A 15,886-nucleotide genomic window follows, 5' to 3' on the forward strand; every position below is an offset into this window, starting at 1 on the left:
TGCGCGACATCCTGAACGACAGGGAGGCGGGCCATGGCTGTCACCGACGAGGCGATCGAGAAGATCAAGGGCATGATCGTCTCCGGCGCGCTGCGCCCCGGCGACCGGCTCCCCAAGGAGAGCGAGCTGGCCGCCGACCTGGGTCTGTCCCGCAACTCCCTGCGGGAGGCCGTGCGCGCCCTGTCACTGATCCGGATCCTGGACGTACGGCAGGGCGACGGCACGTATGTCACGAGCCTGGATCCGCAGCTGCTGCTGGAGGCGCTGAGCTTCGTCGTCGACTTCCACCGCGACGACACGGTGCTGGAGTTCCTCGCCGTGCGCCGCATCCTGGAGCCGGCCGCCACGGCGATGGCCGCGTCCCGGATCAGCGAGCAGCAACTGGGCGCGCTGACGAACCAGTTGGACAAGCTCGGCAACGATCCGTCGGTGGAGGAGCTCGTCGCCTGCGACCTGGAGTTCCACCGGGGCATCGTGCAGAGCTCGGGGAACTCGGTGCTCTGTTCGCTCCTCGACGGGCTGTCGGGGCCGACGACGCGGGCGCGCATCTGGCGCGGGCTGACCCAGGAGGACGCGGTCAGCCGGACCCTGCACGAGCACCGGGCGATCCTGGCCGCGCTGCGGGACCGGGACGCGGAGGCGGCGAAGTCGTGGGCGACGGTGCACATCGCGAGCGTGGAGCAGTGGCTGCGGTCGACGCTGTGAACCGGGGTGTGCGCGAGGGCTCGGATGACTGCTGGGTGTTCCCCGGCTGCGAACGGGGCAGTGATCCGTTCACTCCCCCGTGCAAGGGGGCTGCGGGCGCCCCCGCCGCACGCCGTAAGGTTGGGTGGTCAAGCGAGGGCACGTCGGAAGGAGGCACTGGGTGATCGAGCTCGAGGGGGTTCCCGAGCTGATCGACCCGGTCATGGTGGCCGCGTTCGAGGGCTGGAACGATGCCGGCGACGCCGCTTCCACCGCGGTCGCGCATCTGGACAGGGAGTGGAAGGGCGAGGTGTTCGCGGCGCTGGACGCCGAGGACTACTACGACTTCCAGGTGAACCGCCCCACGGTGTGGATGGACGCGGGTGTCCGCAAGATCACGTGGCCCACGACCAGGCTGTCGGTGGTCCGCGTCGGCGGCGAGAAGCCGCGTGATCTCGTGCTCGTCCGAGGTATCGAACCGTCCATGCGCTGGCGCTCGTTCTGCAACGAGCTCCTCGGCTTCGCGCACGAACTGGGCGTGGAGCTGGTGGTCATCCTGGGCGCGCTGCTCGGTGACACCCCGCACACCCGTCCGGTCCCGATCAGCGGGACCACGTCCGACTCGGACCTGGCCCAGCGGATGGACCTGGAGGAGACCAAGTACGAGGGCCCCACAGGCATCGTCGGCGTCCTCCAGGAGGCGTGCACGCACGCCGGCGTCCCGGCGGTGTCGCTGTGGGCCGCCGTGCCGCACTACGTCTCGCAGCCGCCCAACCCGAAGGCGACGCTGGCCCTGCTCAACCGGCTGGAGGACCTGATCGACGTGCGCATCCCGCTGGGCGAGCTGCCCGAGGACGCGCGCGCCTGGCAGGTCGGTGTGGACCAGCTGGCGGCCGAGGACAGCGAGGTCGCCGAGTACGTGCAGTCGCTGGAGGAGGCCCGGGACACCGCGGAGCTGCCGGAGGCGTCGGGTGAGGCGATCGCCCGCGAGTTCGAGCGGTATCTGCGCAGACGGGACGGTGGCGGCCCCCCGACGCCCGGCGGGCACGCCACGGCGGACGGCGGGGAGTCCACCGGCCCCTTCCTGAGGGACAACCCGAGCGGCCGCACGAGGCCGCCCAAGCCACCGAAACCGGGCAACACGGACGACGACGAGTCGTCGGAGGACTGAGAAGAGGGCGGTGCGCGGACTGCGCACCGCCCTCCTTCGTCACCCGGGCCGAGCCGTGGATCGGGGGATCACACGGGCACGGAGATCACGTCGTACGTCGTCTCCGGCGCCGGCGTCGTGGTGAAGCGCGCGTTGGGCAGGTAGAGGCGGCCCCGGTACGCGGCCACCGTGGTCGGCACGTCGAAGAGCGGGTGGGTGACACGGCGCTGGAAGACGCCGCTGCGGCCGTCGGCGGCGAGCCTGAACACGTCGATCGCGTTCTGCCGGTTCTGGACGACGTACAGCGTGCGTCCGTCCAGCAGCAGCCCGTCGCCGTTGGTGAGCGGGGCCGCGTCGCCGAGGTCGACGAGCCGGGTGACGCCGGTGCGCGGGTTCACCCGGTGCAGACCGCCGACCCCGGACTGCACGACCAGCAGCGCGGAGCCGTCGGGGGTGCTCGTGATGCCGTTGGCGTTCACGGCCTCGCCGGGGACCTGGCTCCAGTCGCCGCTCAGGGTGAGCGTCACGACGCCGTCCGCGTGCGGCAGTTCGCCGTGCCGGCCGAGCGGCAGGGCGTACAGCGCGGGCTGGAAGGAGTCGGTGAACCAGGCGGTGCGCGGGGTCAGGAACACGTCGTTGGCGAAGGTCGGGGTCGCCGTGGTGAGGACGTACGAGGCGAGGACCTCGCCGGTGCGGGCGTCCACCACGCGGGCGCCCTGGCCGCGCCCGGCGACGAACAGGCGTCCTCGGCGGTCGAGTTTGAGGCCGACCGAGGGCGTGCCGGGCCCGGCCGAGACGATGCCGCCCTCGCCGGTGCGCAGGTCGGCACGGTAGATCGAGCCGTCGCCGAGGGAGCCGAGATAGGCGTATGGTCCGCCGCCGACGGTGATGCCTTCCGGCCGGAAGCCGTTCGGGAGGTGGATCACCACGGGCCGGGTGTTTCCGGCCGCGGCGGCGGGGGTGCCGGCCGACCCGACGAGCACGGCGCCGACGGTGGCGGCACCGGCCGTGAGGAGTCTGCGGCGGGTGGGGCGAGGTGCGAAGGAGCGGTGTTCGGGGGCCACTGTGCGTCCTTCCGCGGACAGGACCGGCGGGCAGCTGGTCCAACGGTCAACTGACTCCTCCACCCCACCACACGCCGGGCGCCTCCGCAGCCGTAGACAGCCTCTCGACAGCGACTGGACACATCTGGCCCGATTATGGCGTGACATCTCATTCACGCCGGATTGCACACGTTGCCCAATTCAACTTGTTCCAAACCGACTTGGCGAAATAAGTCTGGACGGACCGGGCCTTGCGTGCTTGGTTGTCCTGCGAAGGCGCGCCGCACCACCCGCACTTGGTATCCACAGGAACCGAAGGGAGCGGCAGACGATGACCGACCAGGCAGAGCCGGCACAGGGCCCGGGAGCGTCCGGGCCGGGGCCCGACGGAGCGGGATTCACCTACCGAGGAGCCGAGCAGGAGCTGATCGTCGTCGCCCGCCCGGAGGCCCGGCTGCGGGCCCGGGCCGAGGGCGTCCGGTCGGCGGCGGGCGCCGATGTGTCGGCCCTCGACATGTTCCTCAGTGACGAACAACTCGCGCTGGAGCCGCTGTTCGGCAGCGAGGAGCGGCTGCCGCAAGCCGGTGCCGAGGACGTCCCCGGCCTCGGGCTGTTCTACCGGGTGCGCGGCGGGGAGAGCCGCACCGAGGAGCTGCGGGCCCGGATCGCCGCGCTGCCGGGGATCGACACGGCGTATGTGAAGCCGGGCGCGGTACCGGCCGCGTTCGGGCCGGTGGGAGAGGAGAGCGGGCGCCTGAAGGAGGGCGCGCCCATCACGCCCGACTACAGCGGCCGGCAGGGCTATCTGCGGCCCGCGCCCGAGGGCGTGGACGCGCACTGGGCCTGGCAGCGGCCCGGCGGCACCGGTGCGGGCGTGACCGTGATCGACGTGGAGGGCTCCTGGCAGCTGGGCCACGAGGACCTGGCCGCCAAGCTGGCCGGCGTCGTCGTCGGCACCCCGCTGTCCGACCTCGCCTGGCGCAACCACGGCACCGCCGTGATCGGGGTGATCGGCGGGGACCAGGGCCAGTACGGCATCACCGGCATCGTGCCGGACACGGTGACCGCGGCCGCGTCCTTCCAGGGCATGGGCACGGCGCCCGCGATCCACGCGGCGGCCGACCGGCTGAACCCCGGCGACATCCTGCTGATCGAACTGCACCGCCCCGGGCCGCGGTTCGAGTACGCCCAGCGCGACGACCAGCGCGGCTACATCCCGCTGGAATGGTGGCCGGACGACCTCGCCGCCGTCCGCCACGCCACCGCCAGGGGCGTCCTCGTGGTGGCCGCCGCGGGCAACGGCGCCGAGTCGCTCGACGACGCGGTCTACGAGCGCCGCCCGGACGGATTCCCCGAGTCGTGGCGCAACCCCTTCAACCCGTCCAACCCGTCCTCCGGTGCCGTCCTGGTCGGCGCGGGCGCCCCGCCGCCCGGCACGCACGGCCGCGACCACGGCCCGGACCGCTCACGGCTCGCGTTCTCCAACTACGGCGCCCGCGTGGACGCGCAGGGCTGGGGGCGCGAGGTGACGACCACCGGCGGCTTCTGGGACCGGCCCGGCGACCTTCAGGGCGGACCGGAGGAGATCGCCTGGTACACCGACACGTTCTCGGGGACGTCGTCCGCCTCCCCGGTCGTGGTCGGCGCGCTGGCCGCGCTCCAGGGCATGCTCCAAGCCGCGGGCCAGCCGCCCATGTCCCCGGAACGTGCCCGCGCGACGCTGCGGGCGACGGGTTCCCCGCAGCAGGACGCGCCGGGCCGGCCCGCCTCGCAGCGGATCGGCAACCGCCCCGACATCAGGGCGGCGGTCACCCGCCTGGTGCCGCAGGCGGTCGGCTCCGGCCTGGCCGAACGCTACTGGGACGAGCTCCTGCCCTACCCGCGCGAACTCCCGCCCAGGCTCCGGCTGTTCGTGGCCGGCGGCTGGCGGAACCTCAACCACCCGTCCCCGGAGATCCGCCAGGCGGTCCACACCGCCTTCGCGGGGGGACGGCCCGAAGTCCGAGTGTGGTTCTCGGACGACGAGATCGTCGGCCTGGTGATCACCGGCTGACGCAGCCCATCACATCAAGGGAAGGTGACACCCGCATGAGCACCACCCCGCAGATGAGTCACATGGGACAACAGCAGGGCCAGCAGTTCCCCAGCACGTCCCCGTACCAGCAGCAGCCGTTCGGGCAGCAGCAGGGCTACGGCCAGCAGCAGCCGTACGGCATGAGCGGCTCCCTGGAGCAGCTCCAGCAGCTCGGCCAGCAGCAGCCGTTCCAGCAGTTGCTCCAGCAGCTCGCGCAGCCGCAGCTCGGTCAGCAGGGCTACGGTCAGCAGGGCTTCGGCCCGCTCCAGGCCGACCAGCAGCAACAGCAGGTCGAGCAGCAGGTGCTCCACCTGATGCAGCAGGTCACGCAGGCCGCGATCCAGCAGGTCTCGCAGCAGGTCCAGGCGGAGGCCCTCCAGGCCGGCGTGGCGAACGGCTACATCGACATCGTCCAGCCGCTGCCCGGACAGCCCTCGCAGATCTTCCTGCGCTTCCCGGGCAACGTCTTCCGGGTCCTGAACAACCCGAACCCGCAGACCCACGACCAGGTCCAGGATGCCTTCGCGTTCGGCCACCAGGTCATCGGCGTCTGGGACAGCGGATCACAGCAGATCCTGCGCAGCATCCAGATCCGCAAGATCTGACCGGCACATGAGCCGGCAGAACGGCGCGTGAGCCAAAGGGGCGCTTCCTCCGGCGGGAGGAAGCGCCCCTTCCTGGTTCCGAGGGCTCGCAGGTCCTACAGGGCCACGCCCAGCAGCGCGTCCACGGCGCGCGACACCACACCGGGGGCGCCGATGTCCGTGCCGCCGCTCGTCTCCTGCGCGGCTGCCCAGCGGTCGACCGCCACGAGCGCGGCCGGGGCGTCCAGGTCGTGTGCGAGAGCCTCGCGGATCTCCTCGACGAGCGCCTCGGCGGGCGGCCCGTCGGGCCGGGACACGGCGGCACGCCACCGGTCCAGGCGGGCCACGGCGTCCTGGAGCACCTGGTCGGTCCACTCCCAGTCGGCCCGGTAGTGGTGGGCGAGGAGGGCGAGCCGGATGGCGGCGGGGTCGACGCCCTCGCGCCGCAGCTGCGACACGAAGACCAGGTTCCCCTTGGACTTCGACATCTTCTCGCCGTGCAACGCGACCATGCCGGCGTGGACGTACGCCTTGGCCATGGGGAACTCGCCGGTCAGCACCTGGGCGTGGGAGGCGCCCATCTCGTGGTGCGGGAAGGCGAGGTCGGAGCCGCCGCCCTGGACGTCGAAGCCCATGCCGAGGTGGTCGAGCGCGATGGCGACGCACTCGATGTGCCAGCCGGGGCGGCCGCGCCCGAGTGAACCGCCGTCCCAGCTGGGCTCGCCGGGACGGGCGGCCATCCACAGCATCGGGTCGAGGGGGTTCTTCTTGCCCGGACGGTCCGGGTCGCCGCCGCGCTCGGCGGACAGCAGCCTCATGGCGGCGGCGTCGAGGCCCGAGACCTTGCCGAAGTCCGGGTCGGACTCGACGGAGAAGTAGGTGTCCCCGTCGAGCTCGTACGCGGCGCCGGCGTCCCGCAGGCGTTCGACGAGCGGCACGATGCCGGGTATCGCCTCGACCGCGCCGATGTAGTGCCGCGGGGGCAGCATGCGCAGGGCGGTCATGTCCTCGCGGAAGAGGGCGGTCTCCTTCTCGGCGAGGGCGGCCCAGTCGATGTCGTCGCGCTCGGCCCGCTCCAGGAGCGGATCGTCGATGTCGGTGACGTTCTGGACGTAGTGAACCTGCCGCTTGGTGTCGAGCCACACGCGCTGCACGAGGTCGAACGCGTTGTAGGTCGCCGCGTGACCCAGGTGGGTCGCGTCGTACGGGGTGATGCCGCAGACGTAGATACGGGCGACGGGACCGGGGTCGAGGGTGACCAGACCGCCGGTCGCGGTGTCGTGGATCCTCAGGTCGCGGCCCTGACCAGGCAGGGCGGGGACCTCAGAAGCGGGCCAGGCATACATGTCATGAGCCTAACCGGACGGATGTTCCGGATACGAACCGGACCAGGCCGGATGGCCGGTAGGGCGTTCTTGCGCGATACCGGCCATTGTGCTGCGGGACGGGGTCCGCTGCCAGACCCCGCCGTTCGGATCCTCCCGGCGTCACGGGCCCCGGCCCCCGCGCCCGGACGCGCTCGCGTGGGGGCACTCCCCGTGGCCGCGCTCAGGTCGGCTGAGAAACACCGGGCCGCGCGACCGCGCCGGTCCCTCCGGCAGGGCCTAGACGGGCGGCCAGGGAATGGCCGGCCACTCCCCGCTCGGTTCGGGATGCTTCCCGGACGTCAGCAGCGCCTCCACGCGCGTGCGGGTGGCCTCCACCTCGGCGGCGGTGATCAGCCCGGCCAGCCGCACGGCGAGCTCACCGCCCTCCTCAAGCCCCTCCCGCAGGGCGCCGAGCACCTCGCCGTCCTCCCCGGCCAGCGGCTCCCCCGCCCACCCCCACAACAGCGTCCGCAGCTTGTTCTCGACGTTGAACGTGACGCCGTGGTCAATGCCATACAGGTGGCCCCCCTCGGTGGGCAGCAGATGCCCGCCCTTGCGGTCGGCGTTGTTGATCACCGCGTCCAGGACGGCGAGCCGCCGCAGCCGCTCGTCGTCGGCGTGCACCAGCAGGGCGGTCCTGCCCTCGCCGACCTCGGCGAAGGCGACCGCCTTCCAGCCGGGCCCGGGCTCCTCGCCGTCGACGAGGGCGAGCAGTTCGGCCTCGGGCGTCGCCTCGATCCACAGCTGGACCATGCCCTCGCCGTACGGCCCGTCCCGCAGCACGGTGGGCGGTACGAGCCCCCAGCCGGTCGCCGCGGAGACCTCGTACGCGGCGACCTCGCGCTGCGCGAGCGTCCCGTCGGGGAAGTCCCACAGCGGCCGCTCACCGGCGACCGGCTTGTACACGCAGGACGCCTCCTGCCCCTCGAACGCGACCGTGCAGAACAGCGCCGCGTTGGACGCCTCGCGGATGCGTCCGCGTACCGTCAGCTCACCCTCGGTGAGCAGCTCCACCGAAGTCACGCTCCGCGGCGGTATCCGTTCTGGCGCGGACATACGTGTCCTTCCGGGTCGAGCGGGAGGCTGCACAGCGGGCACGGCGGCCGCCCGGCGTTGACGACGTCCAGGGCGCGCTTGGCGAAGGCCCTCGCCTGCGCGCCGGTGAGCCGGACCCGCAGCATCGGGGGCCCGTTCTCCTCGTCCTGGAGGAGCCGCTCCTCGGCCTCGGCGAGGTCTTCCTCGGAGTCGGCGTCGAGCTCCACGAGGGCCTGCGCCTCGACGATCATGCGCTGCTCGTCGCCGTCCCAGGCGAGGGCCATGGTGCCGACGCGGAACTCCTCCTCGACGGGGGCGTCCAGCGGGTCGGTGTCGGCGACCTCGGAGGGCGCCATGGCGGGGACGGCGGCGCTGCCGCCACTACGCCGTACGACCTCGTCGAGCAGTTCGTCCATGCGCTCGGCGAGGGCGGCGACCTGGGTCTTCTCCAGGGCCACGCTGGTCACCCGGGAGCCTGCGGTGGCCTGGAGGAAGAACGTACGGCGCCCGGGCAGTCCGACCGTACCGGCCACGAAGCGGTCCGGGGGGTCGTAGAGGAACACCTGACGGGACACGTCCTGTCTCCTGGAGTCGTGGATGGGTGCGGCGCTGCTGCGACCGCTTCACCCTACTGCGCCGGACGATCACGGTGCGCCCGCGCCGCCCCCGACCGTCGCGTCCCCGGCCGGCGGCTCCTCGCGCGGGGCGAGGGACGCGAAATCACCGGTGTCCCCGAGGCGTACGAGGAACGGCCGCAGGCGTGTGTAACGGATCGCGGTGATGGAACACGGTTCTACGGAAATCCTCTGGAAGAGGTCGAGATGAAGACCGAGAGCGTCCGCGACGAGGGACTTGATGATGTCGCCGTGCGAGCACATCAGATACACGGCGTCGGCGCCGTGATCGCGCTCCACGCGCGCGTTCCACTCCCGTACGGCCTCGGCGGCCCGGGTCTGCATCGCCCGCATCGACTCACCGCCGGGGAACGCGGCCGCCGACGGATGCGCCTGGACGACCTCCATCAGCGGCTCGTCCGCCAGCTCGGCGAGCTTGCGGCCGGACCAGTCGCCGTAGTGGCACTCCCCGATCCGCTCGTCGGTGTGCGCGGTGATCTCCGGCCGGGCGTCGAGCAGCGGCCGGATCGTCTCCTGGCAGCGCTGCAGCGGGCTGGCGACGATCTCGGCGATCGGCAGCGCGGCGAGCCGTCCGGGCAGTGCGGCGGCCTGCGCGGCGCCGCGCTCGTCGAGGGCGACGCCGGGCGTCCACCCGGCGAGGAGTCCCTCGGTGTTGGCGGTGGAGCGTCCGTGGCGGACCAGGATCAGCGTGGGCATGCGGCCCAGCGTAGGCATACGACCGGGTGCGCCCGCGAGGGGATGGCGGGAGAATACGCTCCGTGATCGTCGACTGCGCCATCTACGAGGACGGGCGCCGGACGGAGGGGCCCGCGGACTTCTCCGACGCCCTGGATCTGTGCCGTCTGCGGGGCGACGCGTTCGTCTGGATCGGCCTGTACGAGCCGACGGAGAGGGAGTTCGACAAGGTCACCGACGAGTTCGGGCTGCACCCGCTGGCCGTGGAGGACGCCCTGCACGCGCACCAGCGGCCCAAGCTGGAGGTCTACGACGACTCGCTGTTCATGGTCCTCAAGCCGGTCGGGTACGAGGCGAAGAGCGACATCGTCTCCGCCGGCGAGGTCATGGTCTTCATCGGCGACTCGTTCGTGGTGACGGTCCGGCACGGCGAGGAGGCGCCGCTGGGGGCGGTGCGCGGCCGTCTGGAGCACGAGCCGGAGATGCTCCGGCACGGTCCCACCGCGGTGCTGTACATGATCGCGGACGCCGTGGTCGACCACTACGTGGAGGTGGCGGGCGAGTTGGGCACGGACCTGGAGGAGCTGGAGGCGGAGGTGTTCTCCCCGTCCGCCGGGGGCTCACGGCACACGGCGTCCCGCATCTACGCCTTCAAGCGGCAGATCCTGGAGTTCCGCAGGGCCACCGGCCCGCTCGCACAGCCTCTGTCCAGGCTCGCCGGTACCGGCATGCTCGGCGCGCGTGTGCCGTTCGTGCACGACAAGGCGCAGCCCTTCTTCCGCGATGTGAGCGACCACCTCACGCGCGTGAACGAGGCGGTGGAGGGCCTGGACCGGCTGGTCTCCGACATCCTCTCGGCGCATCTCGCGCAGATGAGCGTCCGGCAGAACGACGACGTGCGGAAGATCTCCGCCTGGGCGGCCATGGCCGCGATCCCCACGATGATCGCGGGGATCTACGGCATGAACTTCGACCACATGCCCGAGCTGCACTGGACGGGGTCCTATCCGGCGCTCATCGCGGGCATGGTCGCCCTGGAGGTGCTGTTGTACCGGCTCTTCAAGCGCCGGGGCTGGTTGTAGGGGTCCGTGGGTCCGGTCAGGCGAACTCGGGCGCCGAGGTGGCCGGGCCGCCGAGCGCGTCGCGGCGCTCCGGCATCCTCAGGGACACCATGCGCCGCCAGCCCGCCAGCCGCTCCCAGGCGTACACGGCGTGGATGCCCGCGGCGAGCACGGCCGCCTTGGGCCGGGGCCAGTCGAGGAGGCGGCCCATGTGGTCCATGACCGCGAGGCTGACGTCCCGGTAGATCCGGATCTCGGCGAGCGCGCACTCGCGCAGCGTCCGCTGGATCGCCCGGCCGTGGCCCCGGGCGGCGAAGCGCAGGAGTTCCTCGTGGCAGTAGGCGAGGTGGTTGTCCTCGTCGCCCGAGATCATCCTGACCGCGCGGCCGAGGTCGGGGTGGTCGGCGAAGTGCTTGCGCAGCAGGTCCATCTGCTCGGAGGCGCGCTGTTCGGTGACCCGGCTGTGCGACAGGTAGGTGACGATGTCCTGGACGGTGAGCGGCTCCTCGCTCTTGAGCTTCTCGTGGGCGAGTCCGATGCCGTGCTGTTCCAGCAGCATCGTGTAGTCGGTCTCGGGCGGGACGGGGACGGGTTCGAGGCCGCGCTTCTTCATCAGGGCGTTGAAGATCCGCCCGTGCTTGTCCTCGTCCGCGCCGTGCCGGGTGATCTTGGGCGCGAGTGCGCGCTCGCTCTCCGGGACGAGCGCGGCGATCCGCGCGTTCTCCCAGCCACCCTGGGACTCGCCGCTGGCCGCGATGGAGCAGAACAGGCGGAAGGACTCGTCGTTGTCGAGGATCTCCTGGAACAGACTCTTGGCCGAAAGCATCGTGGGGCACCTCTCTGCAGGACGCCGCAGGATTCCGCAGAGAACGAGTCAAATGCGGCGAGAGAGGTGCTGCAACAGCTGTGTCGGACAACTCCGCCAAAAGAATGACCATCGGGGTCACGACGGGGCGTAACCGGGTGGGCACCCGCGCGTTGTTCTGCGTGACGGCCGTGGCGGGGAAGACCCCCGAGCCCCCACCACGGCCGCTGAAACTCCCCGGGCCGTACGGCGTCCCGGCGACGTCGCTTCCTACGCCAGCCCGGCGCGCTCCAGCGCCTCGGTACCGGCGCGGAGCGAGGCGAGGCGCTCGTCGAGCGTGAAGCCCGCGGGTGCGAGGGACAGGGTGGTGACCCCGGCCGCGGCGTAGGCCTTCATCCGGTCGGCGATGCGGTCGACGGAACCGAGCAGCGTGGTCCGGTCGATCAGGTCGTGCGGTACGGCGGCCGCGGCGCCCTGCTTGTCGCCGGAGAGGTACTTGGTCTGGATCTCGGCGGCTTCCTGCTCGTAGCCCATGCGCTGGGCGAGCTGGTTGTAGAAGTTCTGCTTGGGACTGCCCATGCCGCCGACGTACAGCGCGGTGTAGGGGCGGAAGGTGTCGGCCAGCGTGGCCACGTCCTTGTCGTCGCCCACGGCGAGCGGCAGGGTCGGGCAGACGTCGAACCCGTCGAGCGTCTTGCCGGCCTTCTCGCGTCCGGCGCGCAGGTACTTGATCGTCGTGTCCTCGAGGTGCTCGGCGGAGGGGAAGATCAGCAGGGCGCCGTCGGCGATCTCGCCGGTCTGCTCCAGGTTCTTCGGGCCGATGGCGGCGATGTACAGCGGGATGTGCTCACGCTGCGGGTGCACGGTCAGCTTGATCGGCTTGCCGGGGCCACCGGGCAGCGGCAGCGTCCAGTGCTGCCCCTCGTACGAAAGCCGCTCCCGCGTCATCGCCTTCCGTACGATCTCGACGTACTCACGCGTGCGTGCCAGCGGCTTGTCGAACTTGACGCCGTACCAGCCCTCGGAGACCTGCGGTCCGGAGACGCCGAGGCCGAGCCGGAAGCGGCCGCCGGAGAGCGAGTCCAGGGTCGCGGCCGTCATCGCGGTCATCGCGGGCTGGCGGGCCGGGATCTGGAAGATGGCGGACCCGACGTCGATGCGCTCGGTCTGGGCGGCGACCCAGCTCAGCACGGTGGCCGCGTCCGAGCCGTACGCCTCGGCGGCCCAGCACACGGCGTATCCCAGCCGGTCGGCCTCCTGCGCGACGGCGAGGTTGTCCGCGTCCATTCCGGCACCCCAGTAGCCGAGGTTGATCCCGAGCTGCATGGCCGATCCCCTTACCGATCAGTAACGTCCCTTGTGGGCCCGACCTTAGCGCGGGAGACCCCGCGCGGGGAGGCCGGTGTGGCGGGCGTCGCCCCGACGGCCGTGGGGATCACTGGTGACCGTCCTGCAAACTGGTTATCCACAGGCCCCCACATGGCAGGTTCTGGCCAGTAACCTCGGCGTTCATGGAGCAGAGGCATCTCGGCCGCACCGGCCTGCGCGTGTCCCGGATCGGGCTCGGCACCCTCACCTGGGGCAGGGACACCGACGAGCACGATGCCGCGGACCTCTTGAAAACGTTCTGGGAGGCGGGCGGCACCCTCGTCGACACGGCCGACGTGTACGGCGACGGGGAGGCGGAGTACCTGCTCGGCCGGCTCATAGAAGGGTTGGTCCCGCGTCGGGACCTGGTGATCTCGACGAAGGCGGGCAGCGTGCCCGACCCGGACCGCCGGTTCGACGGCTCGCGCGGCCATCTGCTGTCCGCGCTGGACGACTCGCTGGCCCGGCTGGGCACGGACTACGTCGACGTCTGGCACATCCACGCCTTCGACCCGTCCACCCCGCTGGAGGAGAGCCTCCAGGCCCTCGACCTGGCGGTCAGCAGCGGCCGGGCCCGCTATGCGGGCGTCTCCAACTTCTGCGGCTGGCAGCTGGCCAAGGCGGCGACGTGGCAGCTAACGGCGCCCGGCACCCGGACCCGGCTGGCGAGCACACAGCTGGAGTACTCCCTGCTCCAGCGCGGCGTGGAGCGCGAGGTGCTGCCGGCCGCGCTGGACCTGGGCATCGGCATGCTTCCGTCCTCCCCGCTCGGCCGGGGGGTCCTGACGGCGAAGTACCGCAACTCCACTCCTCCCGACTCTCGCGGCGCCTCGGAGCATCTGGCGCCCTTCGTCGCGCCGTACCTCGACGACACGGCGAGCCGCATCGTGGACGCCGTGCGGACGGCTGCCGACGGACTGGCCGTCACCCCGCTCCAGGTCGCCCTGGCCTGGGTCCGCGACCGGCCCGGTGTGGCCGCTCCTGTCATCGGCCCGCGCAACGCCCAGCAGCTCACGGCGGCATTGTCAGTGGAGGCCCTTAGTCTTCCTGACGAGATCTGCCGGGCGCTCGACGACGTGTCAGCGCCCGTGCACCGCTATCCCGATCACGACTGGAGCACGCTGTGAGCACGGAGCCGCCGGAGACCACGGAGGACACCGAGCCGGGGACGCCGGGGGCCTCGACGCGGGGCGAGGTGCCGGAGGCCGTGGGCGAAGGGGCGTCGCCGGCCGTCGGGGACGGCGACGGCAGTGCCGGCGCCCCGGCGTCCGAGGGCCAGGAGGGCGACGGAGGTGCCGCGACGGAGTCGTCCGCCGCGCAGCCGTCCGAGGCCGATGCCGAGCTCGCCGCCCAGCGGGTCGAGCGGGAGCGGATCGCGCGACGGAAGGCCGAGCGGCAGGAGCCCGTCGAGAGCGGGGCCAAGCTCAGCGGGAAGGCCGCCGATCTGCTGGCCGCCGTACGGGCCGTGGAGAGCGGCGCGAAGCCCGTCGCCGCCGTCTTCAGCGAGCCGGAACCACCGCGCCGCCCCACCCCCGAGCCGGTCCACCGACCGCAGCCCGCGGCGGCCGAAGCGCCCACGGGCCCCGCGCCGGAGACCATCGAGTCCGTGCGGCGCACTCTGGCCGACGGCGGCGCCCCGGAGGCGCTCGCCCCGCAGGTCGCCGCGACCCTCGGCGAGGGCGCGGCCGACCGGTTGCGGGCGGATCCCTGGCAGTTGCTGCGCGTGGGCGGCGTACGGACCGAGCAGGCCGACGGGTTCGCGCGTGCGCTGCTCGGCGCGGAGTGCGGGCCCGACGACGAGCGGCGGGGCCGGGCGGTCACCGTCTGGCTCCTGGAGCAGGCGGCCGCGGCCGGGCACACGGCCCTGGAGATGCCGGCGCTCACCGCCGCGCTGACCCAGCGGGGTGTGCCCGACGCCGATGCGGCCGTGCAGAACACGCTGGCGGAGGGCGAGGCCCTGGTCTTCCAGGACGCCCTGGACGAGCCCGGCGCCCCGGCCCGGGGGGACGACGAGGCGGAGGAGGACGAGGAGCGGCCGGTCCGCGTCCTGGTCGGCCTGGAGCGGTACGCCCTCGCGGAGGAGAGCCTCGCCGACGGACTGGCCCGCCTGATCAACTCGGCGCCGAAGCAGGACGGTTCGGCCGAGGAGTGGGAGCGGGCAGCGGCGGCCGCGGGTTCCGCCGCCGAGCTGATCCGGGCGGCCGCGGCCCACGGTCTGGTCCTGCACACCGGCGGGCAGGCGTCCCTGGCCGAACCGGCGGCCCTGCTGCACGCCGCGCGTGCCCTCGGGCTGCGGGCCTGGGCGGCCACGCAGAGCCCGCTCGCCCGGGGCCGCTTCGCGGCGCTGCTGAGCGGGTCGGGGCGGCCGGGCGACCCCGCGCCGACGGGATCCGCGCCCGGCGTCGCCACCATGGCCGGTCTGCTCTCCGGCACCGAAGGGCCCGGCCGGGACACGGACGGTGCCTTCGCCCTCGACCTGCTCGTCCTGCTGGACGCGCCGCAGTTGGACGTGGAGACGGCGGCCCTGCTCACGGAGTCGTTGCCGGACGGGGCCCGGCTGGTGCTGGCCGGGGATCCCGCGGTGCTGTGGTCGGCGGGGCCCGGGCGGGTGTTCGCCGATCTGCTGGCGGCGCGGATCTGTCCGCAGATCGCCTCGCGGCGGCCGGATCCGGGCCCGCTGGGCGAGCTGGTGTCCGGGATCGGCATCGGCGAGCTGAACCAGGTCGAGGCGCCCGGCAAGGAGGTCGTGATCGTGCCGGTGCGCGACGCGGGCGAGGCCGTGCACCGCACCGTGCAGCTCGTCGCGGACTCGGTGCCGCGGGCGATCGGTATCCCGGCCGAGGAGACCCAGGTGATCACGCCGGGCCACGGCGGCGCGGCCGGCACCCGCGCACTCAATGCCGCCCTCAAGGAACGGCTCAACCCCGGCCCCGGCCGCTTCGGCGGCTTCGACCCCGGTGACCGCGTCGCGTACTCGCCCGCGCCGGGCCGTACGGTGCCGGGCCAGGTGGTGAAGGCGGACGCCGAGGGACTGCACCTGTCCTGTGCGGGCGAGGCCGTCGTCGTACCGAAGGAGCGGGTGGAGCAGTCCGTGCGGCACGGCTGGGCGCTGACCGCACACCAGGCGGCGGGTGCCCGATGGGCGGCCGTGGTCGTGGTGCTGCCCGGCGATGCCGCGCAGACGCTGAACCGACCGTGGATCTACACGGCGTTCGGCCGGGCCGACCGCCATCTGTCCGTGGTCCACGGGGTGGAGCAGGCCCTGCCGCGAGCGGTCGCCGAGGTCACCGCGAAGCCGCGCACGACCCGCCTGCCCGTCCTGCTCGGAACACAACAGCAGACGCAGAACTGACGCGCCCCGGGGCGCGGGGAAGCACACGGACCACACGGCGACGGCGGCGGTCC

Annotated in this window: 14 protein-coding genes; 7 read left to right on the forward strand and 7 right to left on the reverse strand. The window is 72.6% G+C overall.

The window, feature by feature from the left end:
- Positions 1–33 precede the first annotated feature (33 nt).
- Positions 34–705, forward strand: coding sequence for a FadR/GntR family transcriptional regulator (locus ACFU95_RS30465; RefSeq protein WP_383833765.1), 672 nt, complete (start codon positions 34–36; stop codon positions 703–705).
- Positions 706–865: 160 nt separating this feature from the next.
- The gene (locus tag ACFU95_RS30470) at positions 866–1,855 is read left to right on the forward strand and encodes a PAC2 family protein (protein ID WP_383833768.1); all 990 of its coding nucleotides are present in this window, start codon (positions 866–868) and stop codon (positions 1,853–1,855) included.
- A 68-nt stretch (positions 1,856–1,923) separates the two neighbouring features.
- Here ACFU95_RS30470 and ACFU95_RS30475 read toward each other — a convergent pair whose 3' ends face one another.
- Positions 1,924–2,898 (reverse strand): SMP-30/gluconolactonase/LRE family protein, encoded by a 975-nt coding sequence (locus tag ACFU95_RS30475; RefSeq protein ID WP_383833771.1) that lies wholly within the window; start codon positions 2,896–2,898, stop codon positions 1,924–1,926.
- A gap of 310 nt (positions 2,899–3,208) precedes the next feature.
- On the opposite strand from ACFU95_RS30475, the gene ACFU95_RS30480 reads away from it, so the two are divergent.
- Complete coding sequence (locus tag ACFU95_RS30480) at positions 3,209–4,930, forward strand: S8 family peptidase (protein WP_383833774.1); 1,722 nt, start codon at positions 3,209–3,211, stop codon at positions 4,928–4,930.
- A 35-nt stretch (positions 4,931–4,965) separates the two neighbouring features.
- Positions 4,966–5,556 carry a hypothetical protein gene (locus tag ACFU95_RS30485; protein WP_383833777.1) on the forward strand — a complete coding sequence of 197 codons (591 nt, stop codon included), beginning with the start codon at positions 4,966–4,968 and terminating at the stop codon, positions 5,554–5,556.
- A 95-nt stretch (positions 5,557–5,651) separates the two neighbouring features.
- On the opposite strand, the gene mshC is transcribed toward ACFU95_RS30485, so the two are convergent.
- The 4 genes from mshC to ACFU95_RS30505 all read right to left on the reverse strand — a co-directional run bounded on the left by mshC (position 5,652) and on the right by ACFU95_RS30505 (position 9,268).
- Positions 5,652–6,881 carry a cysteine--1-D-myo-inosityl 2-amino-2-deoxy-alpha-D-glucopyranoside ligase gene (mshC, locus tag ACFU95_RS30490; RefSeq protein WP_383833780.1) on the reverse strand — a complete coding sequence of 410 codons (1,230 nt, stop codon included), beginning with the start codon at positions 6,879–6,881 and terminating at the stop codon, positions 5,652–5,654.
- A gap of 258 nt (positions 6,882–7,139) precedes the next feature.
- A complete protein-coding gene (locus tag ACFU95_RS30495; protein ID WP_383833782.1) occupies positions 7,140–7,958 on the reverse strand; it encodes an SCO1664 family protein in 819 nt (272 codons plus the stop codon).
- Positions 7,922–8,512 (reverse strand): DUF3090 domain-containing protein, encoded by a 591-nt coding sequence (locus ACFU95_RS30500; RefSeq protein ID WP_383833785.1) that lies wholly within the window; start codon positions 8,510–8,512, stop codon positions 7,922–7,924. Before ACFU95_RS30500 ends, ACFU95_RS30495 begins: the two co-directional genes overlap by 37 nt.
- A gap of 69 nt (positions 8,513–8,581) precedes the next feature.
- A complete protein-coding gene (locus ACFU95_RS30505; RefSeq protein ID WP_383833788.1) occupies positions 8,582–9,268 on the reverse strand; it encodes a histidine phosphatase family protein in 687 nt (228 codons plus the stop codon).
- Positions 9,269–9,330: 62 nt separating this feature from the next.
- Between ACFU95_RS30505 and ACFU95_RS30510 the strand changes: the two genes are divergently transcribed.
- A complete protein-coding gene (locus ACFU95_RS30510) occupies positions 9,331–10,329 on the forward strand; it encodes a magnesium and cobalt transport protein CorA (RefSeq protein ID WP_383833791.1) in 999 nt (332 codons plus the stop codon).
- A 16-nt stretch (positions 10,330–10,345) separates the two neighbouring features.
- Here the strand turns inward: ACFU95_RS30510 and ACFU95_RS30515 are convergent, their stop codons facing one another.
- Both ACFU95_RS30515 and ACFU95_RS30520 read right to left on the reverse strand, forming a co-directional pair.
- Positions 10,346–11,134: a ferritin-like domain-containing protein gene (locus ACFU95_RS30515; protein WP_383833794.1), complete on the reverse strand. Its 789-nt coding sequence runs from the start codon at positions 11,132–11,134 to the stop codon at positions 10,346–10,348.
- 249 nt (positions 11,135–11,383) lie between these two features.
- A complete protein-coding gene (locus ACFU95_RS30520; RefSeq protein ID WP_383833797.1) occupies positions 11,384–12,439 on the reverse strand; it encodes an LLM class F420-dependent oxidoreductase in 1,056 nt (351 codons plus the stop codon).
- Between the two features lie 185 nt (positions 12,440–12,624).
- Between ACFU95_RS30520 and ACFU95_RS30525 the strand changes: the two genes are divergently transcribed.
- Both ACFU95_RS30525 and ACFU95_RS30530 read left to right on the forward strand, forming a co-directional pair.
- Positions 12,625–13,608, forward strand: coding sequence for an aldo/keto reductase (locus ACFU95_RS30525; protein WP_383833800.1), 984 nt, complete (start codon positions 12,625–12,627; stop codon positions 13,606–13,608).
- Positions 13,605–15,833: a helix-hairpin-helix domain-containing protein gene (locus ACFU95_RS30530; protein ID WP_383833804.1), complete on the forward strand. Its 2,229-nt coding sequence runs from the start codon at positions 13,605–13,607 to the stop codon at positions 15,831–15,833. Before ACFU95_RS30525 ends, ACFU95_RS30530 begins: the two co-directional genes overlap by 4 nt.
- Positions 15,834–15,886: the final 53 nt, after the last annotated feature.

This window comes from Streptomyces sp. NPDC057623, from assembly GCF_042800355.1.
In the GTDB taxonomy this organism is placed as follows: Bacteria; Actinomycetota; Actinomycetes; order Streptomycetales; family Streptomycetaceae; genus Streptomyces.